The sequence below is a fragment of the Streptomyces sp. TAA486 genome, assembly GCF_000426165.1.
This window is the reverse complement of the sequence record NZ_AUEV01000001.1, coordinates 66,101-83,561: the sequence shown is the minus strand read 5'-3', so window position 1 is coordinate 83,561 and position 17,461 is coordinate 66,101. Positions and strand designations below refer to the sequence as shown.

Genomic DNA, 17,461 nt, shown 5'->3' with positions numbered 1-17,461 from the left:
GCCGTATGAGCCGTATGCGCCCTCGCGGTTACCGTCCACGGAGGAAAGGGCAGCCGGCCGCTCAGGCGCCCTGACGTCTAGCCGAGCGAGCTCTTCACGACGTCGGCCAGGCGGCCCGCGACGGACTCGGCCTGCTCGCTGTCGGCGGCCTCCACCATCACCCGGACGAGCGGTTCGGTGCCGGACGAACGCAGCAGCACCCTGCCGGTCGCGCCCAGCTCGCGCTCGGCGTCCGTGACGGCGGCGGCCAGCTCGCCGGAGGTCTTGACCCGGCTCCTGTCCACGTCACGCACGTTGATCAGCACCTGCGGCAGGCGCTCCATGACGCTCGCCAGCTCGGCGATGGACTTGCCCGTCGCGGCGACGCGTGCGGCGAGCATCAGCCCCGTCAGCGTGCCGTCGCCGGTGGTGGCGTGGTCGAGCGCGATCACGTGCCCTGACTGCTCGCCGCCCAGTGCGTATCCGCCGCGCTTCATCTCCTCCAGCACGTAGCGGTCGCCGACCGCTGTCTGCAGCACCTCGATCCCCTCACGGCCCATCGCGAGCCTGAAGCCGAGGTTGGACATGACCGTGGCCACCACGGTGTCCTTGCGCAGGTGCCCGGAGTCCCGCAGGGCCACGGCGAGCACGGCGAGGATCTGGTCGCCGTCGATCACCTCGCCCTCCGCGTCGACGGCAAGGCAGCGGTCCGCGTCGCCGTCGTGTGCGACGCCCAGGTCGGCGCCGTGCTCCACTACGGCCGCGCGCAGCCCGTCCAGATGGGTCGAGCCGCAGTTCTCGTTGATGTTGAGCCCGTCGGGGTCGGTGCCGATGGTGACCACCTCGGCACCGGCGCGCGCGAACGCCTCCGGGGAGACGCGGGATGCCGCGCCGTTCGCCCCGTCGATGACCACCTTCAGCCCGTCGAGCCGGTTCGGCAGCACGCCGACGAGGTGGGCCACGTAGTTGTCGAAACCCTCGTCGTAGTCGCGGACGCGTCCGACCGCGGCGCCCGTCGGCCGGTCCCAGGGCTGGCCCGTGCCGTGCTCGTGGTACAGGGCCTCGATGCGGTCCTCCAGCTCGTCCGCGAGCTTGTGGCCGCCCTGCGCGAAGAACTTGATGCCGTTGTCGGGCATGGGGTTGTGGCTCGCGGAGAGCATCACGCCGAGGTCCGCGCCGAGGGAACCGGTCAGATAGGCGACGGCCGGGGTGGGCAGCACACCCACGCGCAGCACGTCGACCCCCGCACCCGCGAGGCCCGCGACGACGGCGGCCTCCAGGAACTCCCCGGACGCTCGTGGGTCCCGTCCGACCACGGCCACCGGCCGGTGGCCCTCGAACGAGCCCACTTCAGCGAGCACATGTGCCGCCGAGACCGACAGGCCGAGCGCCAGCTCGGCGGTCAGCCCCTCGTTGGCGACACCGCGCACACCGTCCGTTCCGAAGAGTCGTCCCACTTGTGGTTCCTCCGAGTCGAGTCGAGTCGTACCGGGCCGAGGGCGGCTCCCGACCGGATACGAGCTGTATACGAGCCGCCTATGAGGCGAACACGAACCGGACACCACCCGGTCCGTACGCGAGATCCGAGCCCGGCCCCATCCGTGCAAGGTATCCGCCGCGCCCCGGTCTGCCGCGCTCCCCCGCGTCCGGCACGCTCACGCGCCGCCCGCACTCACCAAAGGTGTCCGTCGCCACGCGTTGTATACCGAGTGCACGCGGGAGCGGGAGGCATGCCGTCCCGGCCGGCACCTGTGCACCGGCCGCGTGACTCGCCCCGCGTCCGTCCTCCTCATAGACGAACGCCCCGGGGGCACGGTTTCGTACCCCCGGGGCGGTTCGCATCGCTGCTGTGAACAGCGCAGCCAGTGCGGCGCGTCAGCGCTTGCTGTACTGCGTGCCCTTACGGGCCTTCTTCAGACCGGCCTTCTTGCGCTCGACGGCACGAGCGTCACGCGTGAGGAAGCCGGCCTTCTTCAGCGGACCGCGGTTGTTGTCCGTGTCCGCCTCGTTCAGCGCACGGGCCACACCGAGGCGCAGCGCGCCTGCCTGGCCCGAGATGCCGCCGCCGTTGATGCGGGCGACGACGTCGTAGCGGTCGTCAAGCTCGAGCACCTTGAAGGGCTCGTTGACTTCCTGCTGGTGCACCTTGTTGGGGAAGTAGCCCTCAAGGGTGCGACCGTTGATCTTCCACTTGCCGCTGCCCGGGATGATACGGACGCGGGCGACGGCGTTCTTGCGGCGCCCGGTGCCGGCGGCCGGCTGCGGGTCGCCGAAGCGGGACGCGAGCGACTCGGAGGTGAACTCCTCCGGCGCCTCGGGGGTCTCGGTCGTGTACTCCTCGACGCCCTCTACGGGGGTCTCAGCAGTGGTCTCGGCCACGGTTCTCCTCAACTTCTCTCTGTATCGGGTTGGTGGCCGGACTTACTGCGCGACCTGGCTGATCTCGAACGGCACGGGCTGCTGGGCGCCGTGCGGGTGCTGGTCACCCGCGTACACCTTCAGCTTCGAGAGCATCTGGCGGCCCAGAGTGTTCTTCGGGAGCATGCCCTTGACGGCCTTCTCCACGGCCTTCTCGGGGTTCTTCTCCAGCAGCTCGTCGTAGCGGACGGACCGCAGACCACCCGGGTAACCGGAGTGGCGGTAGGCCATCTTTTGAGTCCGCTTGTTGCCGGACAGGTGCACCTTGTCGGCGTTGATGATGACGACGAAGTCACCGGTGTCGACGTGAGGCGCGTACACCGGCTTGTGCTTGCCCCGGAGAAGGGTGGCGGCCTGGGTGGCCAGACGGCCCAGGACAACGTCCTGCGCGTCGATGACGTGCCACTGGCGCTTTACATCGCCGGGCTTGGGGCTGTACGTACGCACTGTCGTAGCCTTCGCTTCTTCTAGGTGGGGTATCCCCGGGCCCGCAGGGCCAGGGGACGGCCTCCCAATGCCCCGGAGGGCCACGGGAAGAGTCCTGACAAGGCCACCTGGCAGATCACGACAGCCTTGACCGCACTGCGGTGACGCGAGCCGCCTGTGCTGATCGCTGGTCATCGGCCGGTGGGCCGGGTGTAAGGCCCTCCCACGTGAGAATGAGCAAGCCAATACACACAACGAACCGGCAGCTTACCGGGGCGCACCCGTACGGGTCAAAGCGGGCCGTACACGCGCTGTGATCGGCCCCGACTCCCTTTCTCGGGCTCCGCCAGCCACCTCGCCGCGCTTCCCGTTCCGGCCCAGTGTCGCCGCCCCGCCGGTGCGCCCCACGGCCGCTCAGCGGGCGCGCTCCACCCTCCCCTCGTCCCACACCGCCTCCGGCGTCTCACGTACGACACCGTCCGCGCCGAAGACCAGGAACCGGTCGAAGGACCGCGTGAACCAGCGGTCGTGCGTCACCGCCAGCACCGTGCCCTCGTATGCCTCCAGTCCGGCCTGCAGCGCCTCCGCGGACTCCAGGTCGAGGTTGTCGGTCGGCTCGTCCAGCAGCAGCGCCGTCGTACCCTCCAGTTCCAGCAGCAGGATCTGGAAGCGTGCCTGCTGGCCGCCCGACAGCCGGTCGAAGGTCTGCTCGGCCTGCCCGGTCATCTCGTAGCGGCGCAGCGCGGACATTGCCGCGCCCCTGTCCTTGGCGTGCTCCGTCCACAGGACGTCCAGCAGCGTGCGCCCGACGAGTTCGGGGTGCGCGTGCGTCTGGGCGAAGTGCCCGGGCACGACTCGGGCGCCCAGCTTCCACCTGCCCGTGTGCGCCACCGATTCGCCGTCCGGTCCCCCAGCAAGCAGCCGCAGGAAGTGGGACTTGCCCGACCCGTTCGAGCCCAGCACCGCGACCCTGTCCCCGTAGAAGACCTCCAGGCTGAAGGGCTTCATCAGCCCGGTCAGCTCCAGCTGCTCGCACGTCACTGCGCGCACGCCGGTACGGCTGCCGCGCAGCCGCATCGCGATGCGCTGCTCGCGCGGTGGCTCGGGCGGCGGTCCGGCCTCTTCGAACTTCCGCAGCCGCGTCTTCGCCGCCTGGTAACGGGAGGCCATCTCGCTGCTGCGCGCCGCGTACTGCTGGAGGTCCAGCACCAGCCTCTTCAACTGGGCGCGTTTCTCGTCCCATCGGCGGCGCAGCTCCTCGAAGCGGGCGAACCGCTCCCGGCGTGCCTCGTGGTAGCTGCCGAACCCCCCGCCGTGCACCCATACTTCGGAACCCGCCGGACTCGGTTCCACGCTGACGATCTTCTGCGCGGCACGGGCGAGCAGTTCACGGTCGTGGGAGATGAACACCACAGTCTTGCGTGTCTCCTTGAGGCGCTGCTCCAGCCAGCGCTTGCCGGGGACGTCGAGGTAGTTGTCGGGCTCGTCCAGGAGCAGCACCTCGTCGTTGCCGCGCAGCAGTGCCTCCAGCACCAGGCGCTTCTGCTCGCCGCCGGAGAGAGTGCTCAGCGTGCGCCACCGCGCCTTCTCGTAGGGCGTACCGAGCGCGGCAGTTGTGCACTTGTCCCACAGCGTCTCGGCCTCGTAGCCCTGCACCTCGGCCCAGTCGGCGAGGGCCTGCGCGTACCGCAGTTGCGTGTCCTCGTCGTCCGAGTGCGCCTCCATGACGGCCAGCTCGGCGGCGTCCACCTCGTCGGCGGCGCGGCGGACCGTGGGCGGGGACACGGACACCAGCAGGTCCCGCACGGTCCGTTCACCGTTCGTCCCCGTGTCCGCGCCGATGAACTGCGGCATGATGCCCAGTCCGCCGCTGGACGTCACCGTGCCGCCGTCCGCCCGCAGTTCGCCCGAGATCAGGCGCAGCAGCGTCGTCTTCCCGGCCCCGTTCGGACCCACAAGCGCAACGGCGGCACCGTCTCCGACCCGGAACGAGACATCGGACAGCAACGCCCGCCCGTCGGGGAGGAAGTAGTCGAGATGCGCGACTTCGAGATGGCCCATGGGCTCATACTCGCCCTGGCAATCACCCGCAACCAACCGAATATGATGCGCCCATGAGCTTTGGGCAGGGTGGACCCGGCGAGGGTCCGGGCGGTTCTTCCACTCCCGACTGGGCGGCGCTCGCGGACGAGACGGAACGGGACCGCACGCGCAGGCGCCGCTGGATGATCGCCGGTGCGGGTGCGCTCGCCACGGTCGTCGTGGCCGGCATAGTCGCTGTCGCGGTCATGAACGAGGGGGGTGGCGGCGGCAGTGCTTCCGACAAGCCGTCGGAGACCCTCCCGACCCCCGAGGATCTGCCGTCGAGCACCGCGGGCCAGCCGGACCCGACGTTCAAGGACGAGCCGCCACCGCCGCCCCCGCCCCGGGACTTCATCTCCGACGCCAAGCGCGACAAGGCCGCGCTCACCGTCGGCACGCTCTTCCCGTCCAAGCGCGTGAGCATCAACGGCCGTCCGTACAAGCGTGCTTCGACCGATGAGAGCAAGGGCTGCACCGACGCGGCTCACGCAGGTCTCGGCTCGGTGCTCAGCAAGAACGACTGCGAGAGCCTCTTCCGGGCCACCTACACCCGCGGCGGGCTCGGCGTCACGGTCGGGATCGCGGTCTTCGACGACGCCAGGACCGCGGCCAAGGTGAAGAAGCAGTACAAGCCGAACCTCGTCGCCCTGAAGGGCGGCGGCGTCCCCGACTTCTGCCGCACTGTCACCTGCCGTACGACAGCCAACTCCTTCGGCCGGTACGCCTACTTCACGATCTCGGGACGCACCAACGGCAAGCCCTCCACCGCGGCCGACACCAAGGCGGAAGAGGCGGGCCGCGACGGTTCCACGTACGCCTACGCCCGCATCCTCAAGCGCGGCAAGGAGCAGGCGGCGGCCGCCGTCGGTGCCTCGCCCGAGCAGTAACTGACGGCCGAAGTGGCAGCCCGCGGGCGGCCGTTCAGCAGCAGTCCGCAGCGGCGGCCGCGCCTCCCCCGGCAGCCGCTGGGGGGGTGCCCGGCAGTGAACGCCTGTTGCGGGCCGCGAGGTTGCGCGCCGCCAGCTCCTCGTCCGGTGGATAGCCGACCTCTTCCAGGGTCAGCCCGTGCGGCCGCACGACGTGGACCGCGGAGTCCCGTACCTGCGCGGCCAGCACATCCCCCGGCCACTTCGGGGGCCTGTGCCCGTCACCGACGAAGAGCATCGCGCCCACCAGCGAGCGCACCATGTTGTGGCAGAAGGCGTCTGCCTTGACCGTCGCCTCCAGCACGCCGTCGTCGTGCCGCTCCCAGTGCAGCTGCTGCAGCGTACGGATGGTGGTCGCACCGTCGCGCCGCTTGCAGTACGCGGCGAAGTCGTGTTCGCCGAGCAGATGTCCGGCCGCGGCATTCATGGCGTCGACGTCCAGCGGCCAGTTGTGCCAGAGGATGTGCGAGCGCAGCAGCGGGTCGACGCCGCCGGGATGGTCGCTCACCCGGTACGAGTAGCGCCGCCAGATCGCCGAGAAACGGGCGTTGAAGTGCGGGGGCGCCGCTGCGACCCGCCACACGCGCACATCCATCGGCAGGCGCCCGGCGAGGCGGCGCAGCAACTGCCCGCTGTGCTCGGCCCATACCTCCTCCGGCAGGTCGACGTGTGCGACCTGACCCCGCGCGTGCACACCGGCGTCCGTACGGCCGGCGACGGTCAGATCCACCGGCGTGGCCTCGTCCTGCTGCCCGAGGCGCAGCACCACGCGGATCGCGTCCTCCAGCTCCTGCTGCACGGTCCGCCGGCTCCGCTGACGGGCCCAGCCGGAGAAGTCCTTGCCGTCGTAGCTCAGGTCGAGCCGCACCCTCACCCTGCCGGGCTCCACCGCGTCCGTCCCGTACGTGCCGTCCGTCACGCAGCCGACCCTCCCGTTCCTCTCCCGGTGAAGAACGAACAGGCCCGCTCCCCGGAGGGAACGGGCCTGCTCAGAGCTCCACGAGTGTCAGGCGTCCTTCGACTCCCCGGCCGCGGACTCGCCGCCGTCGGCCTCGGACTTGGCATCGGTCTTGGCCGTTGCCTCGGACCCCTTCTTCGCGGTGGCCTTCTTGGCGGCGGTCTTCTTGGCAGGTGCCTTCTTGGCCGGAGCCTTCTTGGCGGTTGCCTTCTTCTCGCCGTCAGCGGCCTCGTCGTCCTCGGCCTTCTTGGCAGGCGCCTTCTTGGCCGTGGCCTTCTTCTCGCCGTCAGCCGAGTCGTCGCCCTCGGCCTTCTTCGCCGGAGCCTTCTTGGCCGTCCGCTTGGTCGCGGCCTCGGCCTCGCCGACAGCCTGCTGCTGCACGGTGAGGGCCTCCACCAGCTCGATCACTGCCATGGGCGCGTTGTCGCCACGGCGGTTACCGATCTTGGTGATGCGGGTGTAGCCACCCGGCCGGTTCTCGTAGCGGGGACCGATCTCCGTGAAGAGAGTGTGGACCACGCTCTTGTCCGCCACCGTGCGCATGACCTGGCGACGGTTGTGCAGGTCGCCCTTCTTCGCCTTGGTGATCAGACGCTCCGCGACGGGACGCAGCCGACGCGCCCGCGCCTCGGTGGTGGTGATGCGCCCGTACTCGAAAAGGTTCGTGGCGAGGTTCGCCAGCATCGCCTTCTGGTGCGCGGCGCTGCCGCCCATGCGGGCACCCTTGGTGGGCTTCGGCATCGTGCTTCTCCTTCTGTGTTCCTGCACCGGCCGTATCAGGTACCGGTGACAGTTCCGGCCGTATGAGGTACCGGGATGTGGTTCCCCCAGGCCCGCCAGGGCCGAGGGGGAGCCCGGCCGGGCGGATTCCCGGCCGGGGCAACGGGGCCGCAGTGGGACCCCGTGGATCAGAACCGCTCGGCGAGGCTCAGTACTGCTCGGTCTCGACGAAGCCGGCGTCCGTGTCGTCCTCCGCGCCGAAGGCGTCGGCGGCGGCCGTCGGGTCGAATCCGGGCGGGCTGTCCTTCAGGGCGAGGCCCATTCCGGCAAGCTTCGCCTTCACCTCGTCGATCGACTTCGCGCCGAAGTTACGGATGTCGAGCAGGTCCGCCTCGGAACGCGCCACGAGCTCACCCACGGAGTGGATGCCCTCGCGCTTGAGGCAGTTGTAGGAGCGGACCGTGAGCTCCAGCTCCTCGATCGGCAGCGCCAGATCGGCGGCGAGCGCGGCGTCCGTCGGGGACGGACCCATGTCGATGCCCTCGGCGTCGACGTTCAGCTCGCGGGCCAGGCCGAAGAGCTCGACCAGGGTCTTGCCGGCCGATGCCATGGCGTCGCGCGGCCGCATGGCCTGCTTGGTCTCGACGTCGACGATCAGCTTGTCGAAGTCGGTGCGCTGCTCGACACGGGTCGCCTCGACCTTGTACGTGACCTTGAGCACCGGCGAGTAGATGGAGTCGACCGGGATGCGCCCGATCTCCTGGCCCATCTGCTTGTTCTGCACGGCGGAGACGTAGCCGCGGCCGCGCTCGACCGTCAGCTCCATCTCCAGCTTGCCCTTGCCGTTGAGCGTGGCCAGGACCAGGTCGGGGTTGTGCACCTCGACTCCGGCCGGCGGCGCGATGTCCGCCGCGGTGACCAGGCCGGGGCCCTGCTTGCGCAGGTACATCACGACCGGCTCGTCGTGCTCCGAGGAGACGACCAGGGACTTGATGTTGAGGATGAGGTCGGTGACGTCCTCCTTGACGCCCGGCACGGTCGTGAACTCGTGCAGGACACCGTCGATCCGGATGCTGGTGACAGCAGCGCCGGGGATCGAGGAGAGGAGCGTGCGACGCAGGGAGTTACCGAGGGTGTATCCGAAACCCGGCTCCAGCGGCTCGATCACGAACCGTGAGCGGAATTCGTCGACGACCTCTTCGGTCAGGGACGGGCGCTGAGCGATCAGCATGTGGTGATGCCTCCAGTCTTCGGCAACCGCTATTTGATGCCGTACTGACAGGGTACGGGCGGCACGGCACATCCGAGTGCCGTACCACCCACCCCACTTGAACCGCTGCCCCGAACGGAGTTCGGGATCAGCAGCCGGACCGCACTCGAATCACTTGGAGTACAGCTCGACGATCAACTGCTCCTGCACCTGGGTGTCGATCACCTGGCGCTCGGGCAGCGAGTGGACGAGGATCCGCATCTTCGACGGGATGGACTCCAGCCAGGCCGGAACCGTCTTCTCGCCGGCCTCCGCAGCCGCCACCTGGAAAGGCGTCAGGTTACGGGAGGGCTCGCGGACCTCGACGATGTCACTCACGGACACGCGGGCCGACGGGATGTCGGTCTTGCGCCCGTTGACATTGATGTGCCCGTGCCGGACCAGCTGACGGGCGTGGTCGCGGGACTTGGCGAAGCCTGCCCGGTAGACCACGTTGTCCAGACGGGTCTCGAGGATCCGCAGCAGGTTGTCGCCAGTCTTGCCCTGCAGGCGGTTGGCCTCGTTGTAGTACCCGCGGAACTGCTTCTCCAGGACGCCGTAGATACGCGCTGCCTTCTGCTTCTCGCGCTTCTGCAGCAGGTACTCGGAGTCCTTGGTGCGCCCGCGACCGTGCTCACCCGGGGGGTAAGGACGGATCTCGATCGGGCACTTCGCGCTCTCGCACTTAGCTCCCTTGAGGAAGAGCTTCTGCTTCTCCCGACGGCAACGCTTGCAGTCGGCCCCGGTGTAACGCGCCATGTCTCAGTTCTCCTGTTTCAGCTGGTCAGACTCGGCGACGCTTCGGCGGGCGGCAGCCGTTGTGCGGGGTCGGGGTGACGTCCTGGATGGAGCCGACCTCGAGGCCCGTGGCCTGGAGGGAACGGATCGCGGTCTCACGACCGGAGCCGGGGCCCTTCACGAAGACGTCGACCTTGCGCATGCCGTGCTCCTGAGCGCGGCGGGCCGCGTTCTCGGCGGCCATCTGGGCGGCGAACGGCGTCGACTTCCGGGAGCCCTTGAAGCCGACGTGGCCGGCGGAGGCCCAGGAGATCACGTTGCCGGTCGGGTCGGTGATCGAAACGATGGTGTTGTTGAACGTGCTCTTGATGTGCGCGTGCCCGGCGGGGACGTTCTTCTTGTCCTTGCGGCGCACCTTCTTGGCGCCGGCCGTACGGCCCTTCGGAGGCATATGGATTTACTCCTGTGGAGGTCGTCGGTCCTGCAACACGGACCGCTTGCAGCGTGTCCGGTGCGGACTACTTCTTGCCCGGCTTCTTCTTGCCGGCGATCGCGCGACGCGGGCCCTTGCGGGTGCGGGCGTTGGTCTTGGTGCGCTGGCCGTGGACGGGGAGGCCGCGGCGGTGCCGCAGTCCCTCGTAGCAGCCGATCTCGACCTTGCGGCGGATGTCGGCCTGGATCTCACGGCGGAGGTCACCCTCGACCTGGAGGTTGTTGTCCACGTATTCGCGGATCTTGACGAGGTCCTCCTCGGCCAGATCCCGCACGCGGGTGTCGGGGTTGATGCCGGTCTCACCCAGCGTCCGCTGGGCAAGGGTTCGACCGATGCCGAAGACGTAGGTGAGGGCGACCTCGACGCGCTTCTCGCGCGGGAGGTCGACGCCTGCGAGGCGTGCCATTCCTTGGGCTCCTGATTGCTTTGCGGAGGTCTGCCACAGCGCCGTCCCCTGCTGTGTGCCGTACGGATCGTGCCGTACACGCACCTATGAGCAGGGTCCCCGGCCTCCGACCGAGGGTGTCGTCCCCACCGACAAGAATCTCCAGGCGGGGGGTCGGGCGTCTGCGTATGTACTTTTCACTTGCGTCGCGCGAAGAATGCGATCTGTGCGAAGGTTCGCGGTCCTGTTTGCGTCAGCCCTGGCGCTGCTTGTGGCGCAGGTTGTCGCAGATGACCATGACCCGTCCGTGACGGCGGATCACCTTGCACTTGTCGCAGATCTTCTTGACGCTCGGCTTGACCTTCATGGATGAGGTTCTCCGGGTCAGGCCGCCGCCCCACTGACATGGGACAACGGCTCGATCTGTCGAGCTACTTGTAGCGGTAGACGATCCGCCCGCGGGTCAGGTCGTACGGAGAAAGCTCCACCACGACCCGGTCGTCGGGAAGGATACGGATGTAGTGCATCCGCATCTTGCCGCTGATGTGCGCGAGAACCTGGTGCCCGTTCTGAAGCTCCACCTTGAACATCGCATTCGGCAGAGATTCGACGACCGTGCCCTCGATCTCGATGGCCCCTTGTTTTTTGGCCATGCTCTAGCGCTTCACCTTCCGGGATCGGCTACCTGGGGTGACCCCGGGCATAGGAATACCCCGGGACCGACGAGCCAGTCTACGGTACGCGTCCCGCAAAGACGAATTCGGGTAGCCTCCCCGGCTATCAAGATCGTTATGCTCGCGCGGGCCAAGTCGGCGCGAGCACGCCGCCCGCGGGCGGGCGAACACCGGGACCGGGCGCAGTGGACGCGTCAGGCGAGCGGATCGGGAGCGGCGGTGATTCCCAGCTCCGCGAGCTTCGCCTTGCCGCCGTCCGGCGCGGTCAGCACGAGCGGACCCTCCTCGGTGAGGGCCACCGAGTGCTCCCAGTGGCTCGACCAGGTGCCGTCGTTCGTCTTGACCGTCCAGTCGTCCGAGAGCACGTGCGTCTTGGGCGTACCCATCGTCACCATCGGCTCGATGGCCAGGCACAGCCCCGGCACCAGCTTCGGCCCGCGGCCGCGCCGGCGGTCGACGTAGTTCAGCAGGTGGGGATCCATGTGCATCTGGGAGCCGATGCCGTGCCCGCCGTAGTCCTCGACGATGCCGTACGAACCCGAGGCGGGACGCGGCTGGCGCCGGATGTAGCCCTCGATCGACCGGGAGACGTCCACGAGCCGGTTGCCCTTGCGCACGGCGGCGATGCCCGCCCACATGGACTCCTCGGTGACGCGGCTCAGCTCGTGCAGCTCGGCCGAGTGCCCTTCGCCCACGAAGACGGTGATCGCGGCGTCGCCGTGCCAGCCGTCGATGATCGCGCCGGCGTCGATCGAGAGGAGATCGCCGTCCTTCAGGACGGTCTCCCTGTCGGGGATGCCGTGCACGACGATCTCGTTCACGGACGTGCAGATGTTGCCGGGGAAGCCGCCGTATCCCAGGAAATTGGGCTTGGCGCCATGGTCGGCGAGGACCTTCGCGGCGACCTCGTCCAGGTCCTTCGTGCTGGCGCCCGGCAGCGCGGCCGCGCTGCAGGCCGCGTGCATCGCCGCAACGACCAGGCCCGCCTCGCGCATCTTCGCGATCTGCTCCGGGGTCTTGATCTCCACCATGCGGCGGTGCCTTCCTCGACGGGTGCTCAAAGGGATGATCACGGCCGGCACGCACCGGGCCGTGGGTCCTGCGCGGGAGGCTCGGCACCCCCGCTTCACTCAGTGTGCCGTACAGGCCTGCGGCCGCGGACCCTTACCGGGTGCCGCGACCGCATACGAAGCCCGTTCCGAACCGCTCTACGTCAGTCGGCGACCGAGTCCCTCGCGGTCTCGAGAGCCCGCATGGAACGCTCGGTGACCTCGCTGACCTCGCCCAGTGCCGAGATCGTGGTGACGAGGTCCTGACGCTTGTAGTGGTCGATGATCGGCTCGGTCTCGCTGTGATAGACCGCCAGCCGCTTGCGGACGGTCTCCTCACGGTCGTCGTCACGCTGGTACAGCTCGCCGCCGCACACGTCGCACACACCGTCCCGCTTCGGCGGGCTGTACTCCGCGTGGAAGACGTGACTGCTGTCGCTCCGGCAGATGCGGCGGCCCGCGATCCGCTTGACGACTTCCTCCTCGGGGACCTCCAGGTCCAGTACAGCGTCGAGCCGCTGGCCCCTCTCCTCCAGGATCCTGTCCAACGCCTCGGCCTGCGCGATGTTGCGGGGGAAGCCGTCGAGCAGGAAGCCGTTCGCGGCGTCCGGCTCGTCCATCCTGTCCTTCGCCATGCCGATCGTGACCTCGTCGGGCACCAGCTGACCCGCCCGCATGTACTCCTGCGCCTGCTGCCCGAGCGGAGTGCCCTGGCTGATGTTCGCGCGGAAGATGTCACCCGTGGAGATGTGCGGAATCGACAGGTTCTTGGACAGGAGCGCGGCCTGCGTTCCCTTACCCGCGCCCGGCGGTCCGACGAGGACGATACGCATCAGCGGAGGAACCCTTCGTAATTGCGCTGCTGAAGCTGGCTCTCGATCTGCTTCACGGTCTCGAGCCCGACGCCCACGATGATCAGAATGCTCGTCCCGCCGAACGGGAAGTTCTGCTGGGCGCCGAACGCGATCAGCGCGACGGTCGGCACCAGAGCGATCAGCCCCAGGTACATCGCACCCGGCCATGTGATGCGGTTCAGCACATAGCTCAGGTACTCCGCAGTGGGCCGACCTGCCCGGATGCCCGGGATGAAGCCACCATACTTCTTCATGTTGTCGGCGACTTCTTCGGGGTTGAAGGAGATCGCCACGTAGAAGAACGCGAAGAAGACGATCAACACGAAGTACGTGACGATGTAAATCGGGTGGTCACCCTTCACGAAGTGCGCCTGGATCCACTGCGCCCAGCCGGCCTGAGAGCCGCTGAACTGAACGATGAGCGCAGGAATGTAGAGCAGCGAAGACGCGAAGATGACGGGAATCACACCGGCCTGATTGACCTTCAGCGGAATGTAGGTCGAAGTACCGCCGTAACTGCGGCGCCCGATCATCCGCTTCGCGTACTGCACAGGAACGCGGCGCTGCGCCTGCTCCACCAGGACCACCAGCGCCACCATGGCGAGGCCGCTGATGATCACCGCACCGAACTCGATCCAGCCGTCGGCGAGCTTGCCCTGCTTCTTGATGGCCCACAGCGCGCCGGGGAAGCCGGCGGCGATCGAGATGAACATCAGGATCGACATGCCGTTGCCGATGCCGCGGTCGGTGATGAGCTCACCGAGCCACATGATCAGCGCGCTGCCGGCAGTCATGCAGATCACCATCGTGACGGTGGTGAAGATCGACTGGTCCGGGATGATCTGGTCACGGACCTGGCACTGCGGGAAGAGGGTGCCACTGCGGGCGGTGGCCACGAGGCCCGTCGCCTGCAGGATAGAGAGCGCGACCGTGAGATAACGCGTGTACTGCGTGATCTTGGCCTGCCCGGCCTGGCCCTCCTTCTTCAGAGCCTCGAGCCGTGGAATGACCACGACCAGCAGCTGAAGAATGATGCTCGCTGTGATGTACGGCATGATGCCGAGCGCCAAAACGGTCAACTGCAGCAGTGCGCCACCGCTGAACATATTGACCAGCCCGAAGAGGCCCTGACTCCCCTTGGCCTCGTTCATGCACTGGTTGACATTCTCAAAGCTGACACCCGGCACCGGAACGTGCTGCCCCAACCGGAAGAGCACCACGATGCCGAGCGTGAACAACAGCTTCTTTCGCAGGTCGGGCGTCTGGAACGCCCGGGCGAACGCGGTGAGCACGGTGCCTCCTGCGCCCCCCGCGTCTCGCGCGAGAGGTGACGGTCTTGGGGTCGACAGATACGAACAGTGCCCGCCACCTTACCGGCGACGGTGCCCGCCGTGGAACGACGGACCGGGGACGCCCCGTTGGGACGTCCCCGGCCGGTCAGTCAACGAACTCAGCCGAGCTCGGTGACGGTGCCGCCAGCAGCGGTGATCTTCTCCTTGGCGGAGCCGGAGACCTTGTTGACGGTCACCGTCAGAGCCACGGAGATCTCGCCGGTGCCGAGCACCTTGACGAGCTCGTTCTTGCGCACGGCGCCCTTGGCGACCAGATCGGCCACCGTGACCTCGCCCCCCTTGGGGTACAGCTCGGCCAGCTTGTCCAGGTTCACGACCTGGAACTGCTTGTGGGCAGGGTTACGGAAGCCCCTGAGCTTGGGCAGCCGCATGTGCAGCGGCATCTGCCCGCCCTCGAAGCTCTCCGGAACCTGGTAACGGGCCTTAGTGCCCTTGGTGCCACGTCCGGCGGTCTTGCCCTTGGACCCCTCACCACGACCCACGCGGGTCTTGGCGGTCTTGGCGCCCGGGGCCGGCCGGAGGTTGTGGACCTTCAGCGGGTTGCTTTCCGCCATCTCAGTCGACCTCCTCGACCGTGATGAGGTGCCGCACGGTGTGCAGCATGCCGCGCACCTCAGGACGGTCCTCGCGTACGGACACGTCGCGGACCCTCTTCAGACCGAGCGTCCGCAGGGTGTCCCGGTGGTTCTGCTTCGTACCGATGACAGAACGCGTCTGCGTGATCTTCAGGCGAGCCATTACGCACTCACCCCGGCACGTGCCCGCAGCAGAGCGGCGGGCGCCACGTCCTCGAGCGGCAGGCCACGGCGGGCGGCGATCTCCTCGGGGCGCTGAAGGCCCTGCAGAGCCGCACGCGTGGCGTGCACGATGTTGATCGGGTTGGCGGAGCCGAGCGACTTGCTGAGCACGTCGTGGATGCCCGCGCACTCCAGCACGGCACGCACCGGGCCACCGGCGATCACACCGGTACCGGGCGAAGCCGGCTTGAGCAGCACGACACCCGCGGCTTCCTCACCCTGGATCGGGTGGGGGATGGTGCCCTGGATGCGGGGGACCTTGAAGAAGTGCTTCTTGGCCTCCTCCACACCCTTGGCGATGGCGGCCGGCACTTCCTTGGCCTTGCCGTATCCGACACCCACGGTGCCGTCACCGTCGCCCACCACGACGAGCGCGGTGAAGCTGAAGCGACGTCCACCCTTGACTACCTTGGCCACGCGGTTGATCGCGACAACGCGCTCAACGTACGCGGTCTTCTCGGCGGCGGCGCCGCCATCCCGGCCCTTGCGGTCCCGACGCTCGCCGCCACCGGCGCCGCCACCGCGGCGCTGGGGTCCAGCCATTGGAATTACCTCTCTCGTTTACGTCCGCTGCGCAGGAACCGCACTCAGAACTTGAGCCCGGCCTCACGGGCGGCGTCAGCCAGAGCGGCAATCCGCCCTGCGTACTTGTTGCCGCCGCGGTCGAACACGACGGTCTCCACACCCGCGGCCTTCGCACGCTCCGCGACGAGTGCGCCCACCTGCTTGGCCTGAGCGCTCTTGTCGCCGTCACCACTGCGGATCGACGCGTCCAGCGACGACGCCGAGGCCACCGTGTGGCCCGCCAGGTCGTCCACGACCTGGGCGACCATGTGGCGGTTCGAGCGCGTCACCACAAGACGGGGACGGGCGGGGGTGCCCGAGACCTTCTTGCGGATGCGGATGTGACGGCGCTTGGCGGCGGCGCGCTTGTAGGCGTCGCCCTTAGCGATCTTCACGCCGTATGCCATGGCTTACTTACCAGCCTTTCCGACCTTGCGGCGGATGGTCTCGCCCGCGTACTTCACGCCCTTGGCCTTGTACGGGTCCGGGCGGCGGAGCTTGCGGATGTTGGCGGCGACCTCGCCGACCTTCTGCTTGTCGATGCCCTCGACCGAGAACTTGGTCGGCGACTCGACCTTGAACGAGATGCCGTCCGGCGCCTCGACCAGGATCGGGTGGCTGTAGCCCAGCGAGAACTCCAGGTTGGAGCCCTTCGCCTGGACGCGGTAACCCACGCCGCTGATCTCGAGGTCCTTGCTGAATCCGTTGGTCACGCCAGTGATCATGTTCGCCACCAGCGTGCGGGACAGACCGTGCAGGGCCCTGTTCCGGCTCTCGTCGTTGGGACGCGAGACGACCAGCGCGCCGTCCTCGCCCTTCACGATCTCGATGGGCGCGGCAACGGTGTGCGAAAGGGAACCCTTGGGGCCCTTCACGGCGACCGCCTGGCCATCGATGGTGACGTCCACACCGGCGGGAACCTGGATGGGGAGCTTGCCGATACGCGACATTGCTTTTCCTCCGTTCCCTTCCGTTACCAGACGTAGGCGAGGACTTCCCCGCCCACGCCCTTCTTCTGTGCCTGCTGACCGGTGAGCAGCCCGTGGGAGGTGGAGATGATCGCCACTCCCAGGCCACCGAGCACCTTGGGCAGGCCCGTGGACTTCGCGTAGACCCGCAGGCCCGGCTTCGAGATCCGCTTGATGCCGGCGATCGAGCGCTCGCGGTTGGGGCCGAACTTCAGCTCGAGCACGAGGCTCTTGCCGACCTGGGCCTCCTCGGTCTTCCAGCCGGTGATGTAGCCCTCCTGCTGGAGGATCTCCGCGATGTGCGACTTGATCTTGCTGTGCGGCATCGCGACGGAGTCGTGGTACGCCGAGTTCGCGTTACGCAGACGCGTCAGCATGTCCGCGATCGGATCGGTCATTGTCATGTGATGGCCTTCGGCCTCTCTCGCCGGGGTTTCCTGTATGCGCCCTCCTTCTCCCTGTACAGGGACAGGACAGGTGGGGCGCGGGGACCTACGGCGTAGTAAGACGGTCACGGACGGCGGGCGGCCGGCCGCACACCTCGGCGGTGTGCGGTGGACACCCGTCCGGCCTTGATGCTCTTACCGAGAGTCCTGGCTGGCCCGTATTCGCTCGCCCTCCTCGCGAAGGGCGGGCGACGGGTTACCAGGAGCTCTTGGTCACGCCCGGCAGCTCGCCACGGTGCGCCATCTGGCGAAGGCACACGCGGCACAGGCCGAACTTGCGGTAGACGGAGTGCGGCCGGCCGCAGCGCTGGCAGCGCGTGTACGCGCGGACAGCGAACTTCGGCTTACGGCTCGCCTTGGAGATCAGAGCCTTCTTAGCCATG

General features: G+C 68.2%; 22 protein-coding genes and 1 pseudogene. 1 reads left to right on the top strand and 22 read right to left on the bottom strand.

Features of this window, described 5'->3' with window-relative positions; genetic code table 11:
* Positions 1 to 77: 77 nt before the first annotated feature.
* From glmM to I004_RS0100460, 4 genes are all read right to left on the bottom strand, one after another.
* Positions 78 to 1,436: a phosphoglucosamine mutase gene (gene glmM, locus I004_RS0100475; protein ID WP_028433887.1), complete on the bottom strand. Its 1,359-nt coding sequence runs from the start codon at positions 1,434 to 1,436 to the stop codon at positions 78 to 80.
* A 418-nt stretch (positions 1,437 to 1,854) separates the two neighbouring features.
* Entirely contained in the window at positions 1,855 to 2,358 is a 504-nt protein-coding gene (rpsI, locus tag I004_RS0100470) for a 30S ribosomal protein S9 (RefSeq protein WP_028433886.1), read from the bottom strand.
* A 42-nt stretch (positions 2,359 to 2,400) separates the two neighbouring features.
* Positions 2,401 to 2,844, bottom strand: coding sequence for a 50S ribosomal protein L13 (rplM, locus tag I004_RS0100465; protein ID WP_028433885.1), 444 nt, complete (start codon positions 2,842 to 2,844; stop codon positions 2,401 to 2,403).
* A gap of 393 nt (positions 2,845 to 3,237) precedes the next feature.
* Complete coding sequence (locus I004_RS0100460) at positions 3,238 to 4,884, bottom strand: ATP-binding cassette domain-containing protein (protein ID WP_028433884.1); 1,647 nt, start codon at positions 4,882 to 4,884, stop codon at positions 3,238 to 3,240.
* A gap of 53 nt (positions 4,885 to 4,937) precedes the next feature.
* Here I004_RS0100460 and I004_RS0100455 point away from each other — a divergent pair, with 53 nt between their 5' ends.
* On the top strand, positions 4,938 to 5,792 hold the full coding sequence (locus I004_RS0100455; RefSeq protein ID WP_028433883.1) for a hypothetical protein: 855 nt from the start codon (positions 4,938 to 4,940) through the stop codon (positions 5,790 to 5,792).
* A gap of 34 nt (positions 5,793 to 5,826) precedes the next feature.
* Here I004_RS0100455 and truA read toward each other — a convergent pair whose 3' ends face one another.
* The 18 genes and pseudogenes from truA to I004_RS0100365 all read right to left on the bottom strand — a co-directional run bounded on the left by truA (position 5,827) and on the right by I004_RS0100365 (position 17,460).
* Positions 5,827 to 6,720, bottom strand: a complete 894-nt coding sequence (gene truA, locus I004_RS0100450; RefSeq protein ID WP_028433882.1) for a tRNA pseudouridine(38-40) synthase TruA — start codon at positions 6,718 to 6,720, stop codon at positions 5,827 to 5,829.
* Positions 6,721 to 7,115: 395 nt separating this feature from the next.
* A pseudogene (gene rplQ, locus I004_RS39740) lies at positions 7,116 to 7,530 on the bottom strand (50S ribosomal protein L17); the annotation flags it as partial.
* A 187-nt stretch (positions 7,531 to 7,717) separates the two neighbouring features.
* Positions 7,718 to 8,740 (bottom strand): DNA-directed RNA polymerase subunit alpha, encoded by a 1,023-nt coding sequence (locus tag I004_RS0100440; RefSeq protein ID WP_028433881.1) that lies wholly within the window; start codon positions 8,738 to 8,740, stop codon positions 7,718 to 7,720.
* 150 nt (positions 8,741 to 8,890) lie between these two features.
* Complete coding sequence (rpsD, locus tag I004_RS0100435) at positions 8,891 to 9,517, bottom strand: 30S ribosomal protein S4 (protein WP_028433880.1); 627 nt, start codon at positions 9,515 to 9,517, stop codon at positions 8,891 to 8,893.
* 25 nt (positions 9,518 to 9,542) lie between these two features.
* Positions 9,543 to 9,947, bottom strand: coding sequence for a 30S ribosomal protein S11 (gene rpsK / locus I004_RS0100430; protein ID WP_028433270.1), 405 nt, complete (start codon positions 9,945 to 9,947; stop codon positions 9,543 to 9,545).
* A 67-nt stretch (positions 9,948 to 10,014) separates the two neighbouring features.
* Entirely contained in the window at positions 10,015 to 10,395 is a 381-nt protein-coding gene (gene rpsM / locus I004_RS0100425; RefSeq protein ID WP_028433879.1) for a 30S ribosomal protein S13, read from the bottom strand.
* A gap of 232 nt (positions 10,396 to 10,627) precedes the next feature.
* Positions 10,628 to 10,741, bottom strand: a complete 114-nt coding sequence (rpmJ, locus tag I004_RS0100420) for a 50S ribosomal protein L36 (RefSeq protein ID WP_003956441.1) — start codon at positions 10,739 to 10,741, stop codon at positions 10,628 to 10,630.
* Positions 10,742 to 10,805: 64 nt separating this feature from the next.
* Positions 10,806 to 11,027, bottom strand: coding sequence for a translation initiation factor IF-1 (gene infA, locus I004_RS0100415; RefSeq protein ID WP_003948620.1), 222 nt, complete (start codon positions 11,025 to 11,027; stop codon positions 10,806 to 10,808).
* A gap of 215 nt (positions 11,028 to 11,242) precedes the next feature.
* The gene (map, locus tag I004_RS0100410; RefSeq protein ID WP_028433878.1) at positions 11,243 to 12,079 is read right to left on the bottom strand and encodes a type I methionyl aminopeptidase; all 837 of its coding nucleotides are present in this window, start codon (positions 12,077 to 12,079) and stop codon (positions 11,243 to 11,245) included.
* A gap of 182 nt (positions 12,080 to 12,261) precedes the next feature.
* Positions 12,262 to 12,930, bottom strand: a complete 669-nt coding sequence (locus I004_RS0100405) for an adenylate kinase (RefSeq protein ID WP_028433877.1) — start codon at positions 12,928 to 12,930, stop codon at positions 12,262 to 12,264.
* Positions 12,930 to 14,243, bottom strand: a complete 1,314-nt coding sequence (gene secY / locus I004_RS0100400; protein WP_028433876.1) for a preprotein translocase subunit SecY — start codon at positions 14,241 to 14,243, stop codon at positions 12,930 to 12,932. The genes I004_RS0100405 and secY overlap by 1 nt, the downstream gene beginning before the upstream one ends.
* A gap of 158 nt (positions 14,244 to 14,401) precedes the next feature.
* Complete coding sequence (gene rplO, locus I004_RS0100395; protein WP_028433875.1) at positions 14,402 to 14,857, bottom strand: 50S ribosomal protein L15; 456 nt, start codon at positions 14,855 to 14,857, stop codon at positions 14,402 to 14,404.
* A gap of 1 nt (position 14,858) precedes the next feature.
* Positions 14,859 to 15,041 (bottom strand): 50S ribosomal protein L30, encoded by a 183-nt coding sequence (gene rpmD / locus I004_RS0100390; protein WP_028433874.1) that lies wholly within the window; start codon positions 15,039 to 15,041, stop codon positions 14,859 to 14,861.
* Complete coding sequence (gene rpsE, locus I004_RS0100385) at positions 15,041 to 15,643, bottom strand: 30S ribosomal protein S5 (RefSeq protein WP_028433263.1); 603 nt, start codon at positions 15,641 to 15,643, stop codon at positions 15,041 to 15,043. The genes rpmD and rpsE overlap by 1 nt, the downstream gene beginning before the upstream one ends.
* A 44-nt stretch (positions 15,644 to 15,687) precedes the next feature.
* Positions 15,688 to 16,071 (bottom strand): 50S ribosomal protein L18, encoded by a 384-nt coding sequence (rplR, locus tag I004_RS0100380; protein WP_028433873.1) that lies wholly within the window; start codon positions 16,069 to 16,071, stop codon positions 15,688 to 15,690.
* A 3-nt stretch (positions 16,072 to 16,074) separates the two neighbouring features.
* Complete coding sequence (gene rplF, locus I004_RS0100375) at positions 16,075 to 16,614, bottom strand: 50S ribosomal protein L6 (protein ID WP_028433872.1); 540 nt, start codon at positions 16,612 to 16,614, stop codon at positions 16,075 to 16,077.
* Positions 16,615 to 16,637: 23 nt separating this feature from the next.
* Positions 16,638 to 17,036 carry a 30S ribosomal protein S8 gene (gene rpsH, locus I004_RS0100370; protein WP_028433871.1) on the bottom strand — a complete coding sequence of 133 codons (399 nt, stop codon included), beginning with the start codon at positions 17,034 to 17,036 and terminating at the stop codon, positions 16,638 to 16,640.
* A gap of 238 nt (positions 17,037 to 17,274) precedes the next feature.
* A complete protein-coding gene (locus I004_RS0100365) occupies positions 17,275 to 17,460 on the bottom strand; it encodes a type Z 30S ribosomal protein S14 (protein WP_028433259.1) in 186 nt (61 codons plus the stop codon).
* Position 17,461 lies beyond the last annotated feature (1 nt).